Origin of the sequence: Duganella dendranthematis (assembly GCF_012849375.1) — a bacterium.
Taxonomy (GTDB): domain Bacteria; phylum Pseudomonadota; class Gammaproteobacteria; order Burkholderiales; family Burkholderiaceae_D; genus Rugamonas; species Rugamonas dendranthematis.
In genome coordinates this window covers 1,863,610-1,885,878 of the sequence record NZ_CP051684.1, presented here as the reverse complement: position 1 = coordinate 1,885,878, position 22,269 = coordinate 1,863,610, and the positions used below count along the sequence as shown (strand labels likewise).

Below are 22,269 nucleotides of genomic sequence, written 5' to 3'. Positions count from 1 at the left end.
ATGCAACTCGACACACGCGCCCAAACCCTGCTCAAGGCCCTGGTAGAACGCTATATCGCGGACGGCCAGCCGGTGGGATCGCGCGCGCTGTCCAAGATCTCCGGACTGGACCTGTCGCCGGCCACCATCCGCAACATCATGGCGGACCTGGAGGAGCTGGGCTATGTGGCCAGCCCGCACACCTCGGCCGGCCGGGTGCCGACGCCGCGCGGCTACCGCATCTTTGTCGACACCCTGCTGACGGTGCAGCAGCTCGACGAGCAAGCCATGGGCGCGCCGCTGCGCCTGCAGTCGCCGCAGCCGCAGAAGATGATCACCAATGCGGCGCAGATGCTGTCGTCGCTGTCGCAGTTTGCCGGCGTGGTGCTGAGCCCTCGGCGCGAATCGGTGTTCCAGCAGATCGAATTCCTGCGGCTGGGCGAGAAGCGCATTTTGCTGGTGATCGTGGCGCCGAATGGCGACGTGCAGAACCGCCTGCTGCTGACCGATGTCGACTACAGCCCGGCGCAGCTGGTGCAGTCGGCCAATTACATCAATCAGAATTACGGCGGGCTGGCGTTTGACGAGGTGCATGCGCGCCTGCAGAACGAGGTGCGGCAGCTGCGCGACGACATGGGCCGCCTTATGCAGGTGGCGGTGGAAGCCGGCAGCGAGGCGATGAAGGATGATTCGGACGACATGGTCATCTCGGGTGAGCGCAACCTGCTGTCGGTCAGCGATTTGTCGTCGAATATGACGTCGCTGCGGCAGATGTTCGATATGTTCGAGCAGAAGACCGGCTTGATGCAGCTGCTGGACGTGTCGGCCAAGGCCAGCGGCGTGCAGATTTATATCGGCGGCGAATCCAGCCTGGTGCCAATGGACGACATGAGCGTGGTCACCGCGCCGTACACCGCCAACGGCAAGATCGTCGGCACGCTGGGCGTAATCGGCCCGACGCGCATGGCCTACGAACGGGTGATACCGATTGTCGATATCACCGCGAAGCTACTGTCGAATGCCTTGAGCCACAGTTAGGCTGGGCGGTGCGGGCAGGCGGTCTTGGTGCAGTTGCCGTAGATCGCCAGCGCATGCTCGGCAATCTTGAAGCCGCGCTCATCGGCGATGGCGTGCTGGCGCTCTTCAATCGCCTCGTCGTAAAACTCTTCCACGTGGCCGCAGTCCAGGCACACCAGGTGATCGTGGTGCGAACCGGCGTTCAGCTCGAAAATCGCCTTGCCGCTTTCAAAGTGGTTGCGGTTGAGCAAGCCAGCCTGCTCGAACTGGGTCAGCACGCGGTACACCGTGGCCAGGCCCACATCCATGTTGTCGGCCAGCAGGATCTTGTACACATCCTCGGCGGTCAGGTGGCGCACTTCGCTATTCTGGAAAATATCCAGGATTTTGATGCGTGGCAGCGTGGCTTTGAGGCCGCTGGCCTTCAGATCGGTCGGATTGTTACCCATGGTCGAGACTCTTAATGTGGTTGGCGATAGCTAGCCGCTAGTTTAACGCACTCCGGGGCCGTCCGGAATTTTGCATTTACAAAGATTTGCACTTGTTTTGGCGGATAATGCCCCATCCCGCAGCGAGTGCTTTATGATATAGCGTTTTTCGGCACTTACGCTTGACCAGATTGAGGACATTTATGCGCGTCACCCAGGCTTTTTCGCAGTCTTTGTTGCACCGTTTCACTCCTATCGCCACCGCATGCGTGGCGCTGGCGCTGGGCGGCTGCGCGACCAAAACCACCCTGGGCGAGAAATCCACCGAGGTTCAAGACGCCGCACCGACGCTGGACGCCAGCAAAGGCGCGCAAACCACCACCACCACCAAGCTGCAACGCTTCATGTGGTTCTTCTCTCCGTATCGCCCGGATATCCAGCAGGGTAACTTTGTGTCGGAAGAAATGTTGTCGCAGTTGAAAGTCGGCATGACGCAGGACCAGGTCCGCTTCATCTTCGGCACTGCGCTGCTGACCGACCCGTTCCACGGCAACCGCTGGGATTACGCCTTCCGCCTGTCGCGCGGCAATGGCGAAGTGACCACCAGCCGCGTGATCGTGTTCTTCGACAAGGACAACAAGGTCGCGCGCTGGGAAGGCGGCAACTTGCCGACCGAAAAAGAATACATCGCCCGCATCGCCGGTCCGGTGCGCAGCGCCAAGAAAGAAGCGGCGGACGAAGCCGTGCTGGCCAAACCGGCGCCGGCTGCACCGCTGCCGTCCGGCACCGACAATCCGGCCGCTGCGGCGCCAGTGGGTGTGACGATTGGCAACGACAAGAAATAACAAGGATTTGAGCATGACCCAGATGAACATCGCCATCGCCGGCGCCGGCGGCCGCATGGGCCGTATTTTGATCGAAGCCGTGCAGAACGCCGACGACGCCCGCCTGTCCGGCGCGCTGGACCGTGCCGGCAACGAGCAGGCCGATGCCGCCGCCTTCCTGGGTACGCCGGCCGGCGTGCCGGTGGAATCGGCGTTCGACAAAGGTCTGGCTGGCGCGCAATTCCTGATCGACTTCACCCGTCCGGAAGCGACGCTGGAACATCTGCACTACTGCGCCGAGCACGGCATCAAGCTGGTGATCGGCACCACCGGTTTCGACGACGCCGGCAAGGCGGCGATCGCCGCCGCGGCCAAGAAAACCGCCATCGTGTTCTCGCCCAATTTCTCGGTCGGCGTCAACGTCACGATGAAGCTGCTGGAGCAGGCCGCCAAGGCGCTGTCGACCGGCTACGACATCGAAATCGTCGAAGCCCACCACCGCTTCAAGGTTGACGCTCCGTCCGGCACTGCGCTGAAAATGGGCGAGGTGATCGCCGATGCGCTGGGCCGCGACCTGAAGGACTGCGCCGTCTACGCGCGCGAAGGCGTGACCGGCGAGCGCGATCCCTCGTCGATCGGCTTTGCCACCATTCGCGGCGGCGACATTGTCGGCGATCACACCGTGCTGTTTGCCGGCATCGGCGAACGCATCGAAATCAGTCACAAATCCAGCAGCCGCGTGACCTACGCGCATGGCGCACTGCGCGCCTGCCGCTACCTGGCCGACAAGCCGACCGGCCTGTTCGACATGTACGACGTGCTGGGCCTGAAAGACCAATGACACCGGCCGCCAGCCAATTCACCCTGTCCCGTTTCTGGGAGCAAGGCGACGCCATCAGCCACGCGGTAGCGTTTGTGCTGCTGGCGATGTCGCTCGTCAGCTGGTTCTTCATCCTGGCCAAGGCCTATGCGGCCTACCGCATCCGCCGCAGCGCGCCGGCGGTACAGCGCTTCTGGGATGCGCCGACCATGCAGGATGGCGTCTCCGTCCTGACGCTGGCCGATCCCGAAAAGATTTTCCTGCCGCTGGCCGAGCAAGGCGCGACGCAGCTGCGCGCGTCCGACCGCCCGTCACTGGGCGGCGAGATGGACCGCGCGGCGCAAGTCACGCGGGTACTGCGCGGCGCCATCCAGCGCTCGACCAACCGGCTGGAAGGCGGCCTGACGCTGCTGGCGTCGATTGGCGCCACGGCGCCGTTTGTCGGCCTGCTGGGCACGGTGTGGGGGATTTACCATGCGCTGGCCAATGTGTCGTCGCACGGTTCGGTGCAGATCGATAAAGTGGCCGGCCCGGTGGGCGAGGCGCTGGTGATGACTGCGATCGGCCTGACGGTGGCGATTCCCGCCGTGCTGGCGTACAACGGCTTCAACCGCGTCAACCGCCTGACGCTGGCCGAGCTCGATGCGTTTGCGCACGACCTGCACGCCTACCTGACCAAGTAAGCAACCCAAAGATCATGGCCTTCGGCTCCTTCAACCATCATCGCAATCCGGGCCCGATGGCTGACATCAACGTCACGCCGATGGTGGACGTGATGCTGGTGCTGCTGGTGATTTTTATCCTGGCCGCGCCGATGTTTACCGGCTCGGTGCAGCTGGAACTGCCGAAGGCGCAAGCGCCGGCCACACCGTCGGCGCCGGCCGCCACGGTCACGCTGTCGATCGACGGCAAGGGCAAGATATTCTGGAATAACGATCCGGTCGATCAGGCCGCGCTGGAAGCGCGCTTCGTCACTGCGGCCAAGCTGGACCCGCAGCCGGAACTGCAACTGCGCGCCGACAAGGACACCCGCTACGAAATCGTGGCGCAGGTAATGGCCGCCGCGCAGAGCAATGGATTAACGAAATTGGGCTTCGTCACCGATCCCAAGAAAGAGCAAAAATAATGGCAACCGCAGAACTGAATGGCGCAGCCATCACCGATTTCCCCAGCTTCCACGCCGCCTGCAAGGCCGCGATGGGCTTTCCCGACACCTATGGCAACACCATGGATGCGTGGGTCGATTGCCTGAGCTATCTGCGCGATGAAGACGGCATGAGCAAGTTCCGTCTGAAGCCGAATGAAGTGCTGGAAATCGTCATCAAGGACGCGCCGGCCATGCAGGCCGCCGTGCCCGATATTCTGGAAGAATTGACGTACTGCGTGGCCGGCCTCAACGAGCGCTATGAAGATTACGGCGAGAAGCCGGCCCTGAAGCTTACGCTGCGCTAGCAGGCTCGGCGCCGGCCGGCACGGCGTTCGGGATCTGCGACTTGGCGCCGGTTTCGCCGGGCGCCAGCGTCAGCACCTCAAAGCCGGTTTCGGTCACGTGCACCATGTGTTCCCATTGCGCCGACAGCGATTTGTCGCGCGTCTCGACGGTCCAGCCGTCGCTCAATTCCTTCGTCGCCGCCTTGCCGGCATTGATCATCGGCTCGATGGTGAACAGCATGCCCGGCTTGAGCACCATGCCCTGGCCGGGACGGCCGTAGTGCGTCACCTGCGGATCTTCGTGGTAGACCTGGCCGATGCCGTGGCCGCAGTAATCCAGCACCACGCTGTAGCCGGCCTTTTCGGCCACGGTCTGGATCGCAAAGCCGACATCGCCCAGCGTGGCTTTCGGCTTGACGGCGCGGATGCCGGCCCACATCGCCGCGTAGGTGGTTTCCACCAGCTTGCGGGTTGGCTTGGACGGCTCGCCAACGTAATACATGCGACTGGTATCGCCATGCCAGCCATCCTTGATGACGGCGACGTCGATGTTGATGATGTCGCCTTCTTTCAGCACCTGCGTGGCCGACGGAATGCCGTGGCACACCACGTGGTTGACCGAGCTGCACACGGTGGCCGGGAAGCCGCCGTAGCCGACGTTGGCCGGAATCGCATGCTGCACGTTGACGATGTAGTCGTTGCACAGCTGGTCGAGGTAGGCCGTGGTCACGCCCGGCTTGACGTGGGGAGCGATCATGGTCAGCACGTCGGCCGCCAGTTGGGCGGCGACGCGGGCCTGGACCATTTGCTCAGGCGTTTTGATGAGATTGGCGTTGCGGCGGGTGGCGGACATGGGGGCGACCTCTTTATTTGCAGAGGCAGTATTTTCCCACAATCGCTAGCGCACCGCTTTCAAATCGAAGTGGGGTTGTAGATCAGCCCCAGGATGTTGCCGAACGGGTCGGCCAATTCCACCGTCCTGATGCTCTCGCCGACGTCCTGGATGGCGCCATGGATGGTGGCGCCGAGCGCGGTGATGCGGCTGACTTCCGCTTCGATATCATCCACGCCCCAATAGACGGTGCTGCCGGCGGTGCCGGGCGTGCCGTCCGGGATCAGGCCCAGCTCAAAACCGCCGATGTTGAAGCCGACGTAGAACGGCTGGTCGAAATAGGGCGCGGCGCCGAACACTTTGGTGTACCAGTCCTTGGCGGCGGTCAGGTCCGCCACCGGGTAAGCGACGGTGCGTAATCCGTTGATCATGAGTGTCTCCGGTTGATAAAAACATCATCTTGGCACATCAGGCGGCGGGGCGATTGGAAAAATGGAATCGTTCGGGCGTGGTGGCGGCCAGCGCCTGGAAATCGTGGATCAGGTGGGACTGGTCGAAGTAGCCGCACTCCAGCGCCAGTTGCGCCCAGTCGGGCGAGCCGGCCGGCGCGGTCTTGAGGGCGGCGGTGGCCAGGCGGAAGCGGCAGATCCGCGCAAACAGCTTGGGCGACAGGCCGACATGCTGGCGAAACTGCACCGCCAGATGCTGGCGCGACACGCCCAGCTCGGCCGCCAGCTGTTCGACGCGCAAGGCGCCGCCGCTACCATCGAGCGCCGCTACCGCCCGCTGCACCAGCGCCAGCGCGCCGGCCGGCCGCATCGCATCCGCTGAATCTCCGTTGGCCGTCCGCAAGCGCTGTAACAATTCCTGCTCGATCAGGGCCAGCCGCGCGCGCTCCGGCGCCGCGTCGGTCCACAGCGCATCGGCCAGCCGATCGGCATCGCTGCGACCCCACAGCAAATCGATATCGGCGCGCTGATCGGTCAGCGCCTGCAGCGGCGCGGCCAGGAACACCCCCGCCATGCCCGGCTTGAAACGCACCGCCAACGTCAACACCGGCCGCGCGCTGGCGACGAGGATGGACGACGACATCATCCCCACCGCAAATCCCTGCTGGCCGCCGTCCTGCCAGAGAATATCGACACAATTGTCCGGCAACACCCGGTGCGTATGCGCTGCAGCCGGCGCCCGCGCCGCCCACACGCATGCCACATGTGCCGCCAGCAGCGGATGAGGCGGATATTCGCGATAAAACATGGTAGATCAGTATCCTTTTTTCAACCCCGCAGGGCCACAAAGGGGTCCGACCCCGTACGGGGTCGGACCCCGACGGCGGCTCGCCGCTTGAGGGGTAAAGCACGCGCGGGCATATTTTATCGAATCAGCCGGCCTTCACCCTCCGCCGGTGCGTGAAACACTCGGCCTCAAGGTATAATGTCCGGTTCATATTCACTAATTGGCCGTACACCATCATGCAAGATAAATATAGTCCCGCTGACGTAGAAAAAGCCGCCCAATCCCACTGGAAGGCGATCGATGCCTACAAGGCCGTCGAACACGACCCGCGCTTCCCGAAAGGTAAATACTACGCCTGCTCGATGCTGCCTTACCCATCGGGCAAGCTGCACATGGGCCACGTGCGCAACTATACGATCAATGACGTGATGTACCGCTATCTGCGCATGAACGGCTACAACGTGCTGATGCCGATGGGCTGGGACGCCTTCGGCATGCCGGCCGAGAACGCGGCGATGGCCAACAACGTGCCGCCGGCGCAATGGACCTACTCCAACATCGCCCACATGCGCTCGCAGATGGAGCTGATGGGTCTGGCTATCGACTGGTCGCGCGAAATGACCGCGTGCAAGCCGGAATACTACAAGTGGAACCAGTGGATGTTCCTGAAGATGCTGGAAAAAGGCATCATCTACAAAAAGACCGGTACTGTGAACTGGGACCCGATCGACCAGACCGTGCTGGCCAACGAACAGGTTATCGACGGCAAGGGCTGGCGCTCGGGCGCGGTGATCGAGAAGCGCGAAATTCCGATGTACTACGCGCGCATCACCGATTACGCCGATGAACTGCTGGGCTATGTCGACGACAAGCTGCCAGGCTGGCCTGAGCGCGTGCGCATCATGCAATCGAACTGGATCGGCAAATCGACCGGCGTGCGCTTCGCTTTCCCGCACGAGATCAAGGACGCCGACGGCGCCCTGATCGGCGACGGCAAGATGTACGTCTTCACCACCCGTCCGGACACGGTGATGGGCGTGACCTTCTGCGCCGTCGCTGCCGAGCATCCGCTGGCCGTGCTGGCCGCGCAGACCAATCCGGAACTGGCCGCCTTCAACGCCGAGTGCAAACTGGGCTCGGTGATTGAAGCCGACATGGCGACGATGGAGAAGAAGGGCATGCCGACCGGCCTGTTCGTCACCCATCCGATCACCGGCGACAAAGTCGAAGTCTGGGTCGGCAACTACGTGCTGATGACCTACGGCGATGGCGCCGTGATGGGTGTGCCGGCACACGACGAGCGCGATTTCGCTTTCGCCAAAAAATACAATCTGCCGATCAAGCAAGTGATCAAGGCTGAAGGCCAGGAATTCTCCACCGAAGCCTGGCAGGAATGGTACGGCGACAAAGAGATTTCGATCGTCACCAACTCCGGCAAGTACGACGGCCTGCGCTACCCGGAAGCCGTCGATGCGGTGGCCGCCGACATGGCCGCCCTCGGCCTGGGCGAGAAGAAGATCACCTTCCGTCTGCGCGACTGGGGCATCTCGCGCCAGCGTTACTGGGGCACGCCGATCCCGATGATCAACTGCGCCGATTGCGGCTCGGTGCCGGTGCCGGAAAAAGACCTGCCGGTGGTGCTGCCGGAAGACTGCGTACCAGATGGCAGCGGCAACCCGCTGAACAAGTACGAAGCCTTCCTCAAGTGCGACTGCCCGCAGTGCGGCAAGCCTGCGCGCCGCGAAACCGACACCATGGATACCTTCGTCGATTCGTCGTGGTACTACATGCGCTATACCTCGCCAGGCTCGAACGACGCCATGGTCGACGCCCGCAACGATTACTGGATGCCGATGGACCAGTACATCGGCGGCATCGAGCACGCGGTGCTGCACCTGCTGTATGCGCGCTTCTGGACCAAGGTGATGCGCGACTTCGGCCTGGTGAAATTCGACGAGCCGTTCACCAACCTGCTGACCCAGGGCATGGTGCTGAACGAGACCTACTACCGCGAAGAAGATTCGGGCAAGAAGATCTGGTTCAACCCGGCCGACGTCGACCTGACGCTGGACGACAAGGGCCGTCCGCAAGGCGCAACCCTGAAGGACGACGGCCAACCGGTGCAGATCGGCGGCACCGAGAAGATGTCGAAGTCGAAGAACAACGGCATTGATCCGCAAGCGCAGATCGAACAATACGGCGCCGACACCGCGCGCCTGTTCACCATGTTCGCCTCGCCGCCAGAGCAAACGCTGGAATGGTCGGGCAGCGGCGTGGAAGGCGCCAACCGCTTCCTGCGTCGCGTGTGGGCCTTCGGCTACGCGCAGCGTGAAGCCATCGCCGCCGCCGGTGCGCCGCTGGCCGCTGTCGCTACTTCCGATGCCAGCAAAGCGCTGCGCCGCGAAGTGCACAAGGTGCTGCAGCAGGCCGACTACGACGTCAAGCGCATCCAGTACAACACCGTGGTTTCGGCCTGCATGAAGATGCTGAACACGCTCGAATCGGCCAAGGACGTGGAAGCGGCCGTGCTGTCGGAAGGCTACGCGATCTTCCTGCGCCTGCTGAACCCAGTGGCGCCGCACATCACCCACGTGCTGTGGAAAGAGCTGGGCTACGCTGGTGATATCCTCGACGCGGCCTGGCCGCAGGTTGATCCAGCCGCGCTGGAACAATCGGAAATCGAGATGATGATCCAGGTGAACGGCAAGCTGCGTGGCAGCGTGGTGGTGGCCAAGGGCGCCGACAAGGCATCCATTGAAGCGGCCGCACTGGCCAACGAAGCGGTACAGAAGTTCATCGAAGGCACGCCGAAGAAGATCATCGTGGTGCCGGGCAAGCTGGTTAACATCGTAGTGTAAAGAGAACCATGGCGACTACTCTGAAGTTTTTCCGCCGCGGCGCGCTGTATGCCGCCGTGCTGGCCGCGTCGTTGACGGTGACGGCCTGCGGTTTCCACCTGCGCGGCGACAGCGGCCACTACACGCTGCCGTTCCCGACGATCTATGTGGGGCTGCCAGAGACGTCGCCATTGGCGATTGATCTGAAGCGCAATATTCGCGCCAACGGCGGCACCACGGTGGTCGCCAGCGCCAAGGACGCCGATGGTGTGGTCGATGTCTTGAGCAATCCGGAAAAGACCAAGACCAAGACCATTCTGTCGCTGAACAACAATGGCCGCGTGCGACAGTACCTGCTGACCTACAGCATTCTGTTCCGCGTCCTCGACAAGCAAGGCAAGGAGCTGCTGGGGCCAACCAACATCACGCTGACCCGGCCGATCGACTTTAACGAAACCCAGCTGCTGGCCAAGGAGCAGGAAGAGGCCTTGCTGTACAAGGACATGCAGACCGATCTGGTACAGCAGATGATGCGCCGCATCGCCGCCGTCAAGACGTCCGGCATGTCGCTACCGCCGCTGGCGCCGACGCCGCTGCCGGGTGGCGTGCAGCCATCGGGTCAGCCGTCGACGTTGCCGCCGGCCGTGCCGATTCAATAAAGGCGCCGCATGCAATTACGGTTGGAGGCGCTGGACGGCCATTTGAGCAAATCGCTGTCGCAGCTGTACGTCATCACCAGCGATGAGCATCTGCTGGCGCTGGAGGCTGCGGACAAGATCCGCAAGACCGCGCGCGCGCAGGGCTATTCCGAGCGCGACGTGCTGACCGTGGAGCGCAGCTTCAAGTGGGGCGAGCTGCTGGCGGCCAATCAGGCCTTGTCGCTGTTCGGTGACAAGAAACTGATCGAGCTGCGCATCCCGACCGGCAAGCCGGGCAAGGATGGCGGCGCGGCGCTGCAAAATTATGTCAAGGATCTGAGTCCGGACAACCTGACTTTGATCACGCTGCCAAAGCTGGACTGGCAGACGCAGAAGGCGGCCTGGGTCGCCAGTCTGCAACAGGCGGCGGTGTATATCGACATCCCGCAGGTGGAACGGGCGCAGTTGCCCAATTGGATAGGCCAGCGCCTTGCCCAACAAGGGCAAAGCGCGGACCGGCAGAGCATCGATTTCATCGCCGATCGCGTGGAAGGCAATCTGCTTGCGGCCCATCAGGAGATTCAAAAACTGGCCTTGCTGCACGAGCCGGGCAAGCTGACCTACGAGCAGGTGCATGAAGCGGTGCTGAATGTGGCGCGCTACGATGTGTTCAAGCTCAGTGAAGCGATGCTGGCGGGCGATCCGGCGCGGTTGATCCGCATGCTGGACGGCCTGAAAGGTGAGGGCGAAGCGCTGCCGCTGGTGCTGTGGGCGGTGTCGGAGGAAATCCGCACGCTGCTCAAGCTGAAGGCGGGCATGGCGCAAGGCCGGCCTTTGGGGGCGCTGCTGAAAGAGCATCGCATCTGGGGACCGAAGGAACGCATGATGGACCCGGCGCTGCGCCGGCTGTCGCTGCCGACGCTGGAAGCGGCAATGAAGGATGCGGCGCAAGTGGACAAGATGATCAAGGGCCTGCGCGCGAAAGCGTATGCCGGCGACGCGTGGGACGCGATGCTGCAACTGGCGTTGAAGGTCGCGCGCGGCTAACACCGACGAGATGACGATGGACATCAAGCAGTACATGGAACAACTGGGCCAGCGGGCGCGCAAGGCGTCGCGCGCCATGGCCCGTGCCGACAGCGCCGCGCGCAACCGCGCGCTGACGTTGATCGCCGATGCAATTGAACGTGATGCCGACGCGCTGCGCGCCGCCAATCAGCTGGATATGGACGCCGCCGCCGCCAACGGCCTGGAACCGGCGATGCTGGACCGCCTGGCGCTGTCGGACAAGGCCATCGCCACGATGATCGAAGGCCTGCGCCAGATCGTCGCGCTGCCGGACCCGATCGGTGAAATCTCCGGCCTGAAGTTCCGGCCGACCGGCATCCAGGTCGGCCAGATGCGCGTGCCGCTGGGCGTGATCGGCATCATCTACGAATCGCGCCCCAACGTGACGGTGGATGCAGCAGGGCTGTGCATCAAGAGCGGCAACGCCACCATCCTGCGCGGCGGCTCGGAAGCGATTCACTGCAACCGCGCGCTGGCCAAGCTGGTCAAGCAAGGCCTGGAAGGCGCTGGCCTGCCGGCCGATGGCGTGCAAGTGGTGGACACCACCGACCGCGCCGCCGTCGGCGCCTTGATCACCATGCCGCAGTATGTGGACGTGATCGTGCCGCGTGGCGGCAAGAGCTTGATCGCGCGCCTGATGGCCGAGGCCACGGTGCCGATGATTAAGCACCTCGATGGCATCTGCCACGTCTACATCGACGGCAAGGCCGATATGAAGAAAGCGGTGGACATCGGCTTCAACGCCAAGTGCCATCGCTACGGCACCTGCAACACGATGGAAACGCTGCTGGTGGCGCGTTCGATCGCGCCGGCGGTGCTGCCGCAACTGGCCGCGCTGTACTCAACCAAGGAAGTCGAATTGCGCGCCGATCCGGAAGCGAAAGCCATCCTGGCCGGCTACCCGCATCTGGTGGACGCGACGGAAGAGGATTGGTCGACCGAATACCTGGCGCCGGTTCTGGCGGTCAAAGTGGTAGAGGATATGGACGAGGCGATGGATCACATCAGCGCTTACTCGTCCAAGCACACGGAGGCGATCATCACCGAAGACCATTCGGCGGCGATGCGCTTCCTGCGTGAAGTCGATTCGGCGTCGGTGATGATCAACGCCTCGACCCGCTTTGCGGACGGTTTTGAGTATGGCCTGGGGGCGGAGATCGGCATCTCCAACGACAAGCTGCACGCACGCGGCCCGGTCGGCCTGGAAGGTCTGACCTCGCTGAAATACGTGGTATTCGGCCACGGAGAAGTTAGACAATAAGGATCGCTCATGCTGTACCTCTGGATCAAAGCACTGCATATCTTCTTCGTCATCGCCTGGATGGCCGGCGTGTTCTACCTGCCGCGCATCTTTGTCAACCTGGCGATGGAGACCGACCGCAACGCCAGCGAGCGCCTGCTGCTGATGGCGCGCAAGCTGTATCGTTTTTCGCTGTGGCTGTCGGTGTTTGCGGTGCTGTTCGGGGCGTACCTGATCTATCTGGCGTACGGCGCGCACATGCCCGGCTGGCTGCACGCCAAGCTGGCGCTGGTGGTGGTGCTGATCGGCTATCACCATATGTGCGGCGGCATCCTGAAGCGCTTCGAGCGCGGCGACAATAAACGCAGTCACAAGTGGTTCCGGGTGTTTAATGAGCTGCCGGTGTTCCTGATGCTGGGCATCGTGCTGCTGGTGGTGGTCAAGCCTTTCTAAAGGAAGCATCATGAGCAAAGTGTGTCAGTACTTCTTTGCAGCGCATTCGCCGTGGGCGTATCTGGGCCACGAGCGCTTCGTCGCGCTGGCGCAGAAACATGGCGTGCAGGTTGAGTTGAAACCCTGCGACTTGAGCAAGGTGTTTGGCGTGTCGGGCGGCCTGCCGCTGGCCAAGCGCGCGCCGCAGCGGCAGGCTTACCGCCTGCTGGAACTGGCGCGCTGGTCGGCGTATCTCGGCATTCCGCTCAAGACGCAGCCTCAGTTTTTCCCGGTGTCGCCGGAGCTGGCCAACAAGATGATTGTGGCCGCGCGCATTTCGCACGGCACCGACGTCGCGTTGATGCTGGCCGGCGCCATCATGCGCGCGCTGTGGGCGGAAGACAGGAATATCGGCGACGAGGCCACGCTGGTGCAGATCGCCGGCAGCTGCGAGCTGGATGGCAAGGCGCTGGTCAAGTCGGCGGAAACGGCCAGTGCGCAGGCCGAGTATGACCGCAATACAGACGATGCGAACGCCGCCAGCGTGTTCGGATCGCCGTGGTATGTGTTGGAAGGCGAAAGCTTCTGGGGCCAGGATCGTCTGGACTTCCTGGAGCGCGCAATGACGAAGTAACAGGCGCCGCGCCCGCGTGGGCGGCGCGCATTTTTTTAACGGACAAAAGGTACACCTATGGCATCCTTCTTTTGCCCATGCCCGCGCGGCATGGAAGCGGCGTTAGCCGAAGAACTGCGCGAAATCGCACAACAAAGCACCACCCTCAAGGTGCACAACGAAGTTCCCGGCGGCGTGCACGCCTCGGGCGAGTTGACCGACGCTTACCTCATGAATCTGCACTCGCGCATTGCGTCGCGCGTGCTGATGCGCATGGCCGCCGGCGGCTACAAGAACGAAAACGACATCTACGACCTGACGCTGGAGCAGCCGTGGGAAGAGTGGTTCGGCTACGACCACACCATTCGCGTGGATCTCACGGCGGTGAAGTCGCCGCTGAAAAGCCTGGAATTCACCACGCTGAAGATCAAGGACGCGATCTGCGACCGCTTCCTCGATCAATACAAGAAGCGTCCTTCGGTCGATACCAAGGAACCGGACATGCGCGTCTTCGGCTTCGTCGACGCGCACCAGTTCATCGTCTACCTGGATACCTCGGGCGAAGCGCTGTTCAAGCGCGGCTGGCGCACCGAGACCGGCGATGCGCCGTTGCGCGAGAACCTGGCCGCCGGCCTGCTGCGCGTATCGGGCTGGAAGCCGGGCATGCCGTTGTTTGACCCGATGTGCGGTTCCGGCACCATCCTGTGCGAAGCGGCGCAGATGGTGCAGGGCGTGCCGCCGGGCGCGCGTCGCCGTTTCGCGTTCGAGAAGTTCCATGATTTCGACGCTAAGGTGTGGCAGGACATGAAGGCCGCCATCAAGCCGAATCCTTTGCCGTCCGAGCCGACCATTTTCGGTTCCGATATCTCCGGCGATATGGTGGAGATGGCGCGTCACAATCTGCGCAGCGCCGGCATTCTGTTTGATGTGCCGATGAAGCAGATCGAGGCGCAGCAGGTGCAGGCGCCGACTTCGGTACCGGGCATTTTGCTGACCAACCCTCCGTACGGCGAGCGTATCGGCGTGCGCGGTGACAGCACCTTGCCGCAGGATGAACTGGCCAACAGCTTCTATGCGGATTTCAGCAGCACGCTGAAGCAGCGCTTTGCCGGTTGGACGGTGTATCTGTTCACGGCGGATCTGGGCGTGCCGAAGCTGCTGCGCTTGAAGGAATCGCGCAAGACGCCGTTCTTCAACGGCGCGCTGGAATGCCGTTTGTTCCGCTTCGATATGGTGGCCGGCTTTAACCGCCGCGACGCCGCCAAGCCGAAAGAAGCCTAACCCCGCAGGGCCACAGAGGGGTCTGACCCCGTGCGGGGTCAGACCCCGGCGGCGGCGGGCCGCTTTGGGGTGCACGCTAGCGCCCTCAAAGGAAAACGATTTATGCTGCCAACACCTCCCGCCGACCTGCCCGACCAGGACCTCGACCACGAGGTCCCGCCCCCTGAACCATCACACCGCAAACCGCTCTCCGCCGCCGCGCTGGCCGTGATGCTGGCCGGCCTGTCGATGATCGGCCCGTTCTCCATCGACGCCTACCTGCCGGCCTTCCCCAACATCCAGTCCACGCTGCACGCCACGCCGCTGGAAGTGCAGCAAAGCCTGACCTTCTATATGCTGGCCTTCGCCGGCATGGTGCTATGGCACGGCGCATTGTCGGACGCTTTCGGCCGCCGCAACGTCATCCTGGTGTCGCTGGCCATGTTCGCCATCGGTACGCTGGGCTGCGCTTCCGCCCATACCGTCCACTACCTGTGGGTTTTCCGCATCATGCAAGGCATCTCGGCCGGCGCCGGCGTGGTGGTCGGCCGCGCCATCATCCGCGACCTGTATGCGGATGCCGCCGCCGCCCGCCTGCTGTCGTTGGTGACCATGATTTTCTCGATCGCCCCGGCCATCGCGCCTATCCTCGGCGGCTGGATCGTTACGCTGTTCGACTGGCGCGCCATCTTCCTGTCGCTGCTGGCCTACAGCACGCTGCTGTTTATCTTTTGCTATCGCCGCCTGCCGGAGACGCTGCCGCCGGAAAAGCGCCATCCGTTCAATCCGCGCTTCCTGGTCCGCAATTACAGCGAAATCCTGCGCTCGCCGCTGTTCCACCTGAAGACCGGCGTGGTGGCGCTGAATTTCGCCGGGCTGTTTATCTACATCGCCGCCGCGCCGGTGTTCCTGCCCGAGGAACTGCACCTCGGCCCATCGCAATTCGCCTGGCTGTTCATTCCTTCGGTGAGCGGCATCTTCCTCGGCGCGCTGGCGGCCAACCGTATCGCCGGCCGCATGCCGTTCGCGCGCCAGATCGGCATCGGTTTCTGCTTCCTGCTGTCGGCGTCCAGCGTCAATCTGTTGTATCACAGCTTCCTGCCGCCGGCGCTGCCGTGGACCGTGCTGCCGATGTTGTTTTATACCTTTGGGATGTCGATGGTGGCGCCGGGGGCGACGCTGCTGGCGCTGGACCTGTTCCCGCACATCCGTGGCACGGTAGCCTCGGTGCAGTCGTTCGCGGTGACCCTGCTGGGCGCCATCGTGGCAGGGGTGATTGCACCCTTCTTATCACACTCGGCGCTGTGGTTAGCGGCAGGACAGATGGCCTTTAGTGCCTCTGCTCTCGCTTTGTGGTTGACGTCGCGTCATTACCGGCGCATGCTAGCGCGCTATCCGGGCTGATAAACATTAACGGCAGGAAAGTGACTTAGTTGAGAAAGAAATTTTTCCACGTGTTAAGTTATTATCAGACTTTATGCTAAGATAATTTTTTAGCGCGATTATTTTAGGCCTGAAACGCGCTTGGAACCCGCATGAAACCTAACGTTGGTGGAATTTGGCCGTTGAGTTCCGCTCTTTGATCGATGTCTACTGGCGGCAATGTTTGATACGATGCATCAACAATCTGACCATGATATTCGCAATCGACTGCTGATTGCCCGTCTGCCGGCCATGCCGCAGATACTCATTAAGTTGATTGAACACTTGCAAGCCGACGACGCCGGCATGCCGGAGCTGGCCGCCCTCATCGCCAAGGATGCGGCGATGACCAGCAAGATCCTCACCGTCGCCAACAGCTCGGCCTACCATCGCAACCAGCGCACGGTGGGCCTGGAGCAGTCGCTGGTCTCGCTCGGCACCGACATGATCAAGACGCTGGTGATCAGCGAGTCGGTGTTCCAGACCTTTAACAGCTTCCCGCATTCCGCCAGCACCGACTTGCGCGGTTTCTGGAAAGGCTCGCTGACCACCGCCGTCATCGCCCGCGACGTCGCCCGCCAGATGGAATATCCGCACGTGGAAGAGGCCTACCTGGCCGGCCTGCTGCACAACGTCGGCCGCCTCGCCTTGCTGGCCACGGCGCCCAAAGAATACGCTTTTAACTTCACCGCGCGCGATGACGAAGACCTATGCGCGGTCGAACAGCGCACGCTGCAAATCACCCACTCGGAAGCCGGCGCCTGGCTGATCGAACGCTGGAACCTGGATTCCTTCCTGGCCGACAGCGTGCTGTATCACCACGAACCGATTAGCCGTCTGGAAGCGGCCCATCCTTTGATCCGCATCGTGCGCCTGGCGCACCTGCTGTGCTGCCACGAGGACCAGGAAGAGGCGATCGAACAGGCGGCGCGCCTGTGCAACCTGGATGGCGAGAAGCTGGAGCAGATCGTCAGCAACGCCGCGCGCCAGGTGGAGAAGTCGGCCAATTACCTCGGCATCGACCTGGCCGGCGCCGACGATATCGTCGCCCCGGCCGCGTATGCGCCGCCGATGGTCGATCCGGTGCAGCAGCGGCTGTCGGAAGAAGTCCGCAACATCATGCTGGTGTCCGAGATGGGCCAGACCTTCGCGCGCCAGCATGGCGAAGCGGGTCTGCTGGAGGCCATCACGCGTTCGGCGCGCATCCTGTTCGATCTGGAAAACGCCGTGCTGCTGCTGGAGAATCCGACCGGCCACGCGCTGCACGGCGTATCGACCGGCGAGGGCCAGCAACGGCTGGCCGAATTTGTTATCCCGCTGAACAAGGGCGGCGTGGTGGCGCAGGCGGCGCTGGAGCGCAAGCTGGCCTACATCAGCCGTGAAGGCCAGGCGCTCAATGTCTCGGAAGAACAGCTGTTCCGCATTCTCGGCAGCGACAGCATGGTGTGCTTGCCGCTGGTGGCCAACCAGCGCTGCCTCGGTGTGCTGATCGGCGGCGCGCCGGCGTGGCAGTTGCAAGCGCTGCAAAAACGCGAGCGCTTCCTGCAATCGTTCGGCACCCAGGCCGCAGCCTCGCTGGAGACGGCGATGAGCGAACGCGGTCATGCCAAGCGCCAGATCGCCCACGTGGCGGAAGAATACCGCGAAGCCTCGCGCCGCGTGGTGCATGAGGTGAACAACCCGCTGTCGATCATCAAGAACTACCTGTCGGTCCTGGACAGCAAGCTGGCGCGCCGCGAGCCGGTGGTTGGCGAGATGTCGATCCTCAACGAGGAGATCGACCGCGTCGGCCAGCTGATTAACGGCCTGGCCGATTTGCAGCCGACCGAAACCTCGCGCGTCACCGATGTCGCCAAGGTGGTGGACGACGTGCTGCGCCTGTTCCGCGCCACCGACTTCGTGCCGGCCTCGGTGCAGATCGTGGTGCGCATGCAGGAGGAGCCGGCGGAGATCGACGGCGACGCCGACATGCTCAAGCAAGTGCTGGTGAACCTGATCAAGAACGCCATCGAAGCCCTGGCCGATGGCGGCAAGATCGAGATTTCGAACCGCGGCCACGTCAACCGTGATCGCAAGCTGTATCTGGAACTGGTGGTGAGCGACACCGGTCCAGGTTTGTCGGCAGACGTGCTGGCTAACCTGTTCTCTCCTGTGCAAAGTAGCAAGGAGGGCGCTCACCATGGCCTTGGACTGTCCATCGTCCATAGCCTGGTCAAGAAAATGCAAGGCCTGATTACCTGCCGTTCCGGCAAAACGGGTACCACCTTTGAAATCCTGCTGCCAGCCAAAGGCAGTACCAGCCAACTCACCAACGTGACAACGCGGGTGATGGATTCCGCTTAAGGCCATGATGAACCTGAACTCTTTCGACCTAGCCCCCGTCGAAGCTTTGACTTCTGATAACCGTCCCCGTCTCCTGCTTGTCGATGATGAACCGCGTTTGCTGTCATCGTTGTATGAGCTGCTGCGTGACCGCGATTACCACCTGGTGACCGCCACCTGCGGCAGCGAGGCGCTGGCCCAGCTAACCAAGCTGAAATTCGATCTGATCCTGCTCGACCTGCGTCTGCCCGATATGAGCGGGCATGAGATCATGGATTACATCAACGCCCGCGACATCGATTGCGATGTGATCATGATGAGCGGTGATGTCGGCATCGAAGCGGCCATCGGCGCTTTGAAGCGCGGCGCCTACGACTACCTGCGCAAGCCGTACAGCCGCGAGGAGTTGCTCAAGACCGTCAAGAACGCGCTGCAGAAGCGTCAACTGGCGGTCGAGAACGAGCGCATCGCCGGCCAGCTGGAAAACTCGGAGAAGATGTACCGCTACCTGGTGGACTCGTCGCCGGACATCATCTACACGCTGAACCACGAAGGCAAGTTCACGTTTGTGAATGACCGCGTGCAGCAATTGCTGGGCTTTACGCGCGAAGAGCTGATCGGCCGCCACTACTCGGTGCTGGTGCACGATGAAGACCAGGAGCGCGCGCGCTATGCGTTCAACGAACGCCGCGTTGATGAACGGGCGTCGCGCAACGTCGAGCTGCGCCTCAAGTGCCATCCCGGCTCCGGCGCCGGCGGTGGCGTCGAGCGCACCTTCAACAACACGCTGATGACGATTTCCCTGAACGCGATCGGCATGCACATTCCCGACCACGAAGTGAAGACGCGCGAGTTCTTCGGCACCTACGGCGTGGCGCGCGACATCACGGACCGCAAGCGCGCCGAGGAAGTGATTTCGTACCAGGCCTATCACGACATCCTGACCGACCTGCCGAACCGCATGCTGTTCAAGGACCGTCTTGGCCTGGCCGTGATCCAGGCCAAGCGCAAACTAACCGAGCTGGCGGTGATGTTCGTCGATCTGGACCGCTTCAAGCTGGTCAACGATACGCTGGGCCACGTCAAAGGCGACGAGCTGCTGCAACAGGTAGCCACGCGCCTCAAGGACTGCCTGCGCCGCGGCGATACGCTGGCGCGCCAGGGCGGCGACGAATTCACCATCGTGCTGCCGGAACTGCGCGACCGCCAGGACGCCAAGGCCATCGCCGACAAGTTCCTGGAAAGCCTGCAACGGCCGTTCGACCTGGATGGGCATGAGGTGCATATCTCGGCTTCGATTGGCATCGCGATTTACCCGACCGACGGCGAGACCATCGACGAGCTGCTGCGCCATGCGGACATCGCCATGTATCAGGTGAAAGCGCTGGGCAAGAATGGCCACAGCTTCTATCACAACTCGATGCTGGATGTGTCGCACCAGAAGATCGCGCTGGAACAGGCGTTGCGCAAGGCGCTGGAGCATAACGAGCTGGAAATGTATTATCAGCCGCAGTTGGATGTGGCCACCGGCCGCATCATCGGCGCGGAAGGGCTGATGCGCTGGAACCACCCGCAGCGCGGTTTGCTGTCGGCCGGCGAGTTCCTGCCGTTTGCCGAAGAGAATGGCCTGATGCTGCCGATCTCCGACTGGATGCTGGGCGCCTTGTGCCGCGACCTGCTGCAATGGAATGCGGCTGGCGGCGAGTCGATTCGCCTGTCGCTGAATTTGTCGCCGCAGTATCTGGATCGCGGCGACTTCTTCGAGAAGATGCGCGGCGCGCTGACGCGCTACGGCATTTCGCCGGCGCAGATCGAGGTCGAGATCACCGAGAATATCTGCATCCGCAATCCGCAATATGCGATCGAGCAGCTGAACAAATTGTGCCAGCTGGGCGTGTCGGTGGCGATCGACGATTTCGGCACCGGCTATTCATCGCTGGCGTATCTGCACCGCTTCCCGATCCACACCATCAAGATCGACCAGTCCTTCGTCAAGGAGATCCACGACGAAAACGGCCACTATCCGGTGATCCTGGCGATCATCTCGATCGCGCGCGGACTCGGGCTGCACCTGGTGGCGGAAGGCGTGGAGACCGATGTGCAATCGCGCTACCTGGAAGCCAACGGCTGCACCACGATGCAGGGCTATCTGTACCACCGCCCGATTTCGCTGGAGAGCTTTATCGATGTGCTGCATGAGCAGAATCGCCGTTATGCATCGCCGGTGACGATGGCGGAATATGAACCTGCAATGATCGCGATTCAGGCCTGATGACGAAGTACGGTCCCAACGAAGCCGACGCCAGTAACGGCAGCACGTACACCGCAGAATTCCTGCGCGTGAAGGGACTGGCTGAGCGCGGTATCGCCAATGCCCAGCATAGCCTGGGCTTTATGTACTTCAATGGCCAGGGCGTGGCGCAGAGCTATGAGCTGGCGGTGGTGTGGTATCGCCAGGCCGCGCAATCGGGGCTGGAGCACGCGCAGTACAACCTGGGCGTGATGTATCAGAAGGGCCAGGGCGTCGAGCAGAATTTCGAGGAAGCGGCGGCGTGGTATCGCAAGGCGGCGGAGCAGGGTTATGCGGCCGCGCAATACAACCTGGGCTGGCTGTACGCCAAGGGCCAGGGTGTGCCGAACGATACGCAGCAGGCCATGCTGTGGTTCAGCAAGGCGGCCGAGCAGGGCGACGCCGGCGCGCAGAATAATCTCGGTATGATGTACGACACCGGCAAGGGCGTGCCGCAGGACTTCAAGCAGGCCATTTTCTGGTATCGCAAGGCGGCGGAGCAGGGCTATGCGCGCGCGCAGTTCAATCTCGGCCTGCGTTACGACAATGGTCAGGGCGTGCAGCAGGACGTAGGGCAGGCGCTGTCGTGGTATCGCAAGGCGGCCGACCAGGGCTATGCGCCGGCGCAGTTCAATCTGGCGCTGCGCTTCGATAAAGGCGACGGCATCGCGCAGGATTCACAAAAGGCCATCCTGTGGTATCGCCGCGCGGCGGAGCAGGACCATGCGAGTTCGCAGTTCAATCTGGGCCTGATCTACGATAACGGCCAGGGCGTGCCGCGCGACGAGCAGAAGGCGCTGGACTGGTATCGCAAGGCAGCCGAGCAGGGACACGCGGCGGCGCAGAATAACCTCGGCCTGCGCTACGACCATGGCCAGGGCGTGGAGCAGGATTACGAACAGGCGCAGCTCTGGTATCGCAAGGCGGCGGAGCAGGGTTTCCCCGGCGCGCAGTATCACCTCGGCATGCTGTACGACGCCGGCCATGGCGTGATGATGGATCACCAGGAGGCGATTTTCTGGTACCGCAAGGCGGCCGACCAGGGGCATTTGCGGGCGCAGTTCGACCTCGGTCTGCGCTACGAGACGGGACGCGGCGTGCCGCAGGACTATCGCAAGGCGATGGGCTGGTACCGGCGCGCGGCCGAGCAGGATTATGCGGCCGCCCAGTACAGTCTTGGCCTGCTGTTCGATAACGACGACGGCCCGCAACCGGATAGCGTGCAGGCCACGCAATGGTATCGCAAGGCGGCCGAGCAGAATCACACGCAGGCGCAGTTTGCGCTGGGCCTGCGCTATGACAATGGCCTCGGCGTGCCGCGCGATTACGCGCAGGCGCATCACTGGTATCTGCAGGCTGCCAGCCAGGGACACGTGCGGGCGCAGTTCAACCTGGGCCTGATGTATCTGGCCGGGCAGGGCGTGCACGCGGACGCCAGCCAGGCCTGGATGTGGCTGACCATGGCCGCCCGCGCCGGTTTCAACGCCGCCGCGCGCTACCTGCCCAACGCCGCCAGCCGCATGGAGCCGGCCCAACTCGCGCTGCTGCGTGAGCGCATGGACGCCTCGCCGGGCTAAGCG

The 22,269-nt window shown here is 62.7% G+C and carries 21 protein-coding genes; 17 read left to right on the top strand and 4 right to left on the bottom strand.

Annotated elements, in window-relative coordinates; translation table 11 throughout:
- Positions 1 to 1,017: a heat-inducible transcriptional repressor HrcA gene (gene hrcA, locus HH213_RS08765; RefSeq protein ID WP_174864401.1), complete on the top strand. Its 1,017-nt coding sequence runs from the start codon at positions 1 to 3 to the stop codon at positions 1,015 to 1,017.
- On the opposite strand, the gene fur is transcribed toward hrcA, so the two are convergent.
- A complete protein-coding gene (fur, locus tag HH213_RS08760) occupies positions 1,014 to 1,445 on the bottom strand; it encodes a ferric iron uptake transcriptional regulator (protein WP_110845500.1) in 432 nt (143 codons plus the stop codon). The genes hrcA and fur overlap by 4 nt on opposite strands.
- A gap of 182 nt (positions 1,446 to 1,627) precedes the next feature.
- On the opposite strand from fur, the gene HH213_RS08755 reads away from it, so the two are divergent.
- The 5 genes from HH213_RS08755 to HH213_RS08735 are packed head-to-tail and all read left to right on the top strand — an operon-like array spanning position 1,628 to position 4,520.
- Entirely contained in the window at positions 1,628 to 2,269 is a 642-nt protein-coding gene (locus HH213_RS08755) for an outer membrane protein assembly factor BamE (protein ID WP_169112009.1), read from the top strand.
- A gap of 13 nt (positions 2,270 to 2,282) precedes the next feature.
- Positions 2,283 to 3,089, top strand: a complete 807-nt coding sequence (gene dapB, locus HH213_RS08750; RefSeq protein WP_169112008.1) for a 4-hydroxy-tetrahydrodipicolinate reductase — start codon at positions 2,283 to 2,285, stop codon at positions 3,087 to 3,089.
- Positions 3,086 to 3,751 carry a MotA/TolQ/ExbB proton channel family protein gene (locus HH213_RS08745; protein WP_169112007.1) on the top strand — a complete coding sequence of 222 codons (666 nt, stop codon included), beginning with the start codon at positions 3,086 to 3,088 and terminating at the stop codon, positions 3,749 to 3,751. The genes dapB and HH213_RS08745 overlap by 4 nt, the downstream gene beginning before the upstream one ends.
- 14 nt (positions 3,752 to 3,765) lie before the next feature.
- Complete coding sequence (locus HH213_RS08740; protein ID WP_110845496.1) at positions 3,766 to 4,194, top strand: ExbD/TolR family protein; 429 nt, start codon at positions 3,766 to 3,768, stop codon at positions 4,192 to 4,194.
- Positions 4,194 to 4,520 carry a barstar family protein gene (locus tag HH213_RS08735; protein WP_110845495.1) on the top strand — a complete coding sequence of 109 codons (327 nt, stop codon included), beginning with the start codon at positions 4,194 to 4,196 and terminating at the stop codon, positions 4,518 to 4,520. Before HH213_RS08740 ends, HH213_RS08735 begins: the two co-directional genes overlap by 1 nt.
- Here the strand turns inward: HH213_RS08735 and map are convergent.
- Genes map through HH213_RS08720 form a run of 3 tightly spaced genes read right to left on the bottom strand, consistent with a single transcriptional unit; the run spans position 4,507 to position 6,588 of the window.
- Entirely contained in the window at positions 4,507 to 5,352 is an 846-nt protein-coding gene (gene map / locus HH213_RS08730; protein ID WP_169112006.1) for a type I methionyl aminopeptidase, read from the bottom strand. The two genes, HH213_RS08735 and map, sit on opposite strands and share 14 nt — an antisense overlap.
- Positions 5,353 to 5,411: 59 nt before the next feature.
- Positions 5,412 to 5,762, bottom strand: a complete 351-nt coding sequence (locus HH213_RS08725; protein ID WP_169112005.1) for a VOC family protein — start codon at positions 5,760 to 5,762, stop codon at positions 5,412 to 5,414.
- Positions 5,763 to 5,799: 37 nt separating this feature from the next.
- On the bottom strand, positions 5,800 to 6,588 hold the full coding sequence (locus HH213_RS08720) for a helix-turn-helix transcriptional regulator (RefSeq protein ID WP_169112004.1): 789 nt from the start codon (positions 6,586 to 6,588) through the stop codon (positions 5,800 to 5,802).
- Positions 6,589 to 6,803: 215 nt separating this feature from the next.
- Between HH213_RS08720 and leuS the strand changes: the two genes are divergently transcribed.
- The 11 genes from leuS to HH213_RS08665 all read left to right on the top strand — a co-directional run bounded on the left by leuS (position 6,804) and on the right by HH213_RS08665 (position 22,266).
- The gene (leuS, locus tag HH213_RS08715; RefSeq protein ID WP_169112003.1) at positions 6,804 to 9,425 is read left to right on the top strand and encodes a leucine--tRNA ligase; all 2,622 of its coding nucleotides are present in this window, start codon (positions 6,804 to 6,806) and stop codon (positions 9,423 to 9,425) included.
- Between the two features lie 8 nt (positions 9,426 to 9,433).
- Entirely contained in the window at positions 9,434 to 10,063 is a 630-nt protein-coding gene (locus tag HH213_RS08710) for an LPS-assembly lipoprotein LptE (RefSeq protein WP_169112002.1), read from the top strand.
- Between the two features lie 9 nt (positions 10,064 to 10,072).
- A complete protein-coding gene (gene holA / locus HH213_RS08705; RefSeq protein ID WP_169112001.1) occupies positions 10,073 to 11,089 on the top strand; it encodes a DNA polymerase III subunit delta in 1,017 nt (338 codons plus the stop codon).
- A 16-nt stretch (positions 11,090 to 11,105) separates the two neighbouring features.
- Positions 11,106 to 12,371 carry a glutamate-5-semialdehyde dehydrogenase gene (locus tag HH213_RS08700; protein ID WP_169112000.1) on the top strand — a complete coding sequence of 422 codons (1,266 nt, stop codon included), beginning with the start codon at positions 11,106 to 11,108 and terminating at the stop codon, positions 12,369 to 12,371.
- 9 nt (positions 12,372 to 12,380) lie between these two features.
- Positions 12,381 to 12,803, top strand: coding sequence for a CopD family protein (locus HH213_RS08695; protein ID WP_169111999.1), 423 nt, complete (start codon positions 12,381 to 12,383; stop codon positions 12,801 to 12,803).
- Between the two features lie 10 nt (positions 12,804 to 12,813).
- Positions 12,814 to 13,416, top strand: coding sequence for a 2-hydroxychromene-2-carboxylate isomerase (locus tag HH213_RS08690; protein WP_110845487.1), 603 nt, complete (start codon positions 12,814 to 12,816; stop codon positions 13,414 to 13,416).
- A 90-nt stretch (positions 13,417 to 13,506) separates the two neighbouring features.
- The gene (locus HH213_RS08685; protein ID WP_169115047.1) at positions 13,507 to 14,676 is read left to right on the top strand and encodes a THUMP domain-containing class I SAM-dependent RNA methyltransferase; all 1,170 of its coding nucleotides are present in this window, start codon (positions 13,507 to 13,509) and stop codon (positions 14,674 to 14,676) included.
- A gap of 102 nt (positions 14,677 to 14,778) precedes the next feature.
- Entirely contained in the window at positions 14,779 to 16,059 is a 1,281-nt protein-coding gene (locus tag HH213_RS08680) for a multidrug effflux MFS transporter (protein ID WP_169111998.1), read from the top strand.
- Between the two features lie 210 nt (positions 16,060 to 16,269).
- Positions 16,270 to 18,420 (top strand): HDOD domain-containing protein, encoded by a 2,151-nt coding sequence (locus HH213_RS08675; protein ID WP_229263358.1) that lies wholly within the window; start codon positions 16,270 to 16,272, stop codon positions 18,418 to 18,420.
- A 7-nt stretch (positions 18,421 to 18,427) separates the two neighbouring features.
- Positions 18,428 to 20,671: an EAL domain-containing protein gene (locus HH213_RS08670; protein WP_229263455.1), complete on the top strand. Its 2,244-nt coding sequence runs from the start codon at positions 18,428 to 18,430 to the stop codon at positions 20,669 to 20,671.
- Positions 20,671 to 22,266: an SEL1-like repeat protein gene (locus HH213_RS08665; RefSeq protein WP_110845484.1), complete on the top strand. Its 1,596-nt coding sequence runs from the start codon at positions 20,671 to 20,673 to the stop codon at positions 22,264 to 22,266. The genes HH213_RS08670 and HH213_RS08665 overlap by 1 nt, the downstream gene beginning before the upstream one ends.
- The last annotated feature ends 3 nt before the right edge of the window (positions 22,267 to 22,269 follow it).

Coding starts and splice junctions, on each gene's coding strand:
- hrcA (WP_174864401.1), top strand. CDS start 1: ATGCAACTCGACACACGCGCCCAAACCCTGCTCAAGGCCCTGGTAGAA.
- fur (WP_110845500.1), bottom strand. CDS start 1,445: ATGGGTAACAATCCGACCGATCTGAAGGCCAGCGGCCTCAAAGCCACG.
- HH213_RS08755 (WP_169112009.1), top strand. CDS start 1,628: ATGCGCGTCACCCAGGCTTTTTCGCAGTCTTTGTTGCACCGTTTCACT.
- dapB (WP_169112008.1), top strand. CDS start 2,283: ATGACCCAGATGAACATCGCCATCGCCGGCGCCGGCGGCCGCATGGGC.
- HH213_RS08745 (WP_169112007.1), top strand. CDS start 3,086: ATGACACCGGCCGCCAGCCAATTCACCCTGTCCCGTTTCTGGGAGCAA.
- HH213_RS08740 (WP_110845496.1), top strand. CDS start 3,766: ATGGCCTTCGGCTCCTTCAACCATCATCGCAATCCGGGCCCGATGGCT.
- HH213_RS08735 (WP_110845495.1), top strand. CDS start 4,194: ATGGCAACCGCAGAACTGAATGGCGCAGCCATCACCGATTTCCCCAGC.
- map (WP_169112006.1), bottom strand. CDS start 5,352: ATGTCCGCCACCCGCCGCAACGCCAATCTCATCAAAACGCCTGAGCAA.
- HH213_RS08725 (WP_169112005.1), bottom strand. CDS start 5,762: ATGATCAACGGATTACGCACCGTCGCTTACCCGGTGGCGGACCTGACC.
- HH213_RS08720 (WP_169112004.1), bottom strand. CDS start 6,588: ATGTTTTATCGCGAATATCCGCCTCATCCGCTGCTGGCGGCACATGTG.
- leuS (WP_169112003.1), top strand. CDS start 6,804: ATGCAAGATAAATATAGTCCCGCTGACGTAGAAAAAGCCGCCCAATCC.
- HH213_RS08710 (WP_169112002.1), top strand. CDS start 9,434: ATGGCGACTACTCTGAAGTTTTTCCGCCGCGGCGCGCTGTATGCCGCC.
- holA (WP_169112001.1), top strand. CDS start 10,073: ATGCAATTACGGTTGGAGGCGCTGGACGGCCATTTGAGCAAATCGCTG.
- HH213_RS08700 (WP_169112000.1), top strand. CDS start 11,106: ATGGACATCAAGCAGTACATGGAACAACTGGGCCAGCGGGCGCGCAAG.
- HH213_RS08695 (WP_169111999.1), top strand. CDS start 12,381: ATGCTGTACCTCTGGATCAAAGCACTGCATATCTTCTTCGTCATCGCC.
- HH213_RS08690 (WP_110845487.1), top strand. CDS start 12,814: ATGAGCAAAGTGTGTCAGTACTTCTTTGCAGCGCATTCGCCGTGGGCG.
- HH213_RS08685 (WP_169115047.1), top strand. CDS start 13,507: ATGGAAGCGGCGTTAGCCGAAGAACTGCGCGAAATCGCACAACAAAGC.
- HH213_RS08680 (WP_169111998.1), top strand. CDS start 14,779: ATGCTGCCAACACCTCCCGCCGACCTGCCCGACCAGGACCTCGACCAC.
- HH213_RS08675 (WP_229263358.1), top strand. CDS start 16,270: ATGCATCAACAATCTGACCATGATATTCGCAATCGACTGCTGATTGCC.
- HH213_RS08670 (WP_229263455.1), top strand. CDS start 18,428: ATGAACCTGAACTCTTTCGACCTAGCCCCCGTCGAAGCTTTGACTTCT.
- HH213_RS08665 (WP_110845484.1), top strand. CDS start 20,671: ATGACGAAGTACGGTCCCAACGAAGCCGACGCCAGTAACGGCAGCACG.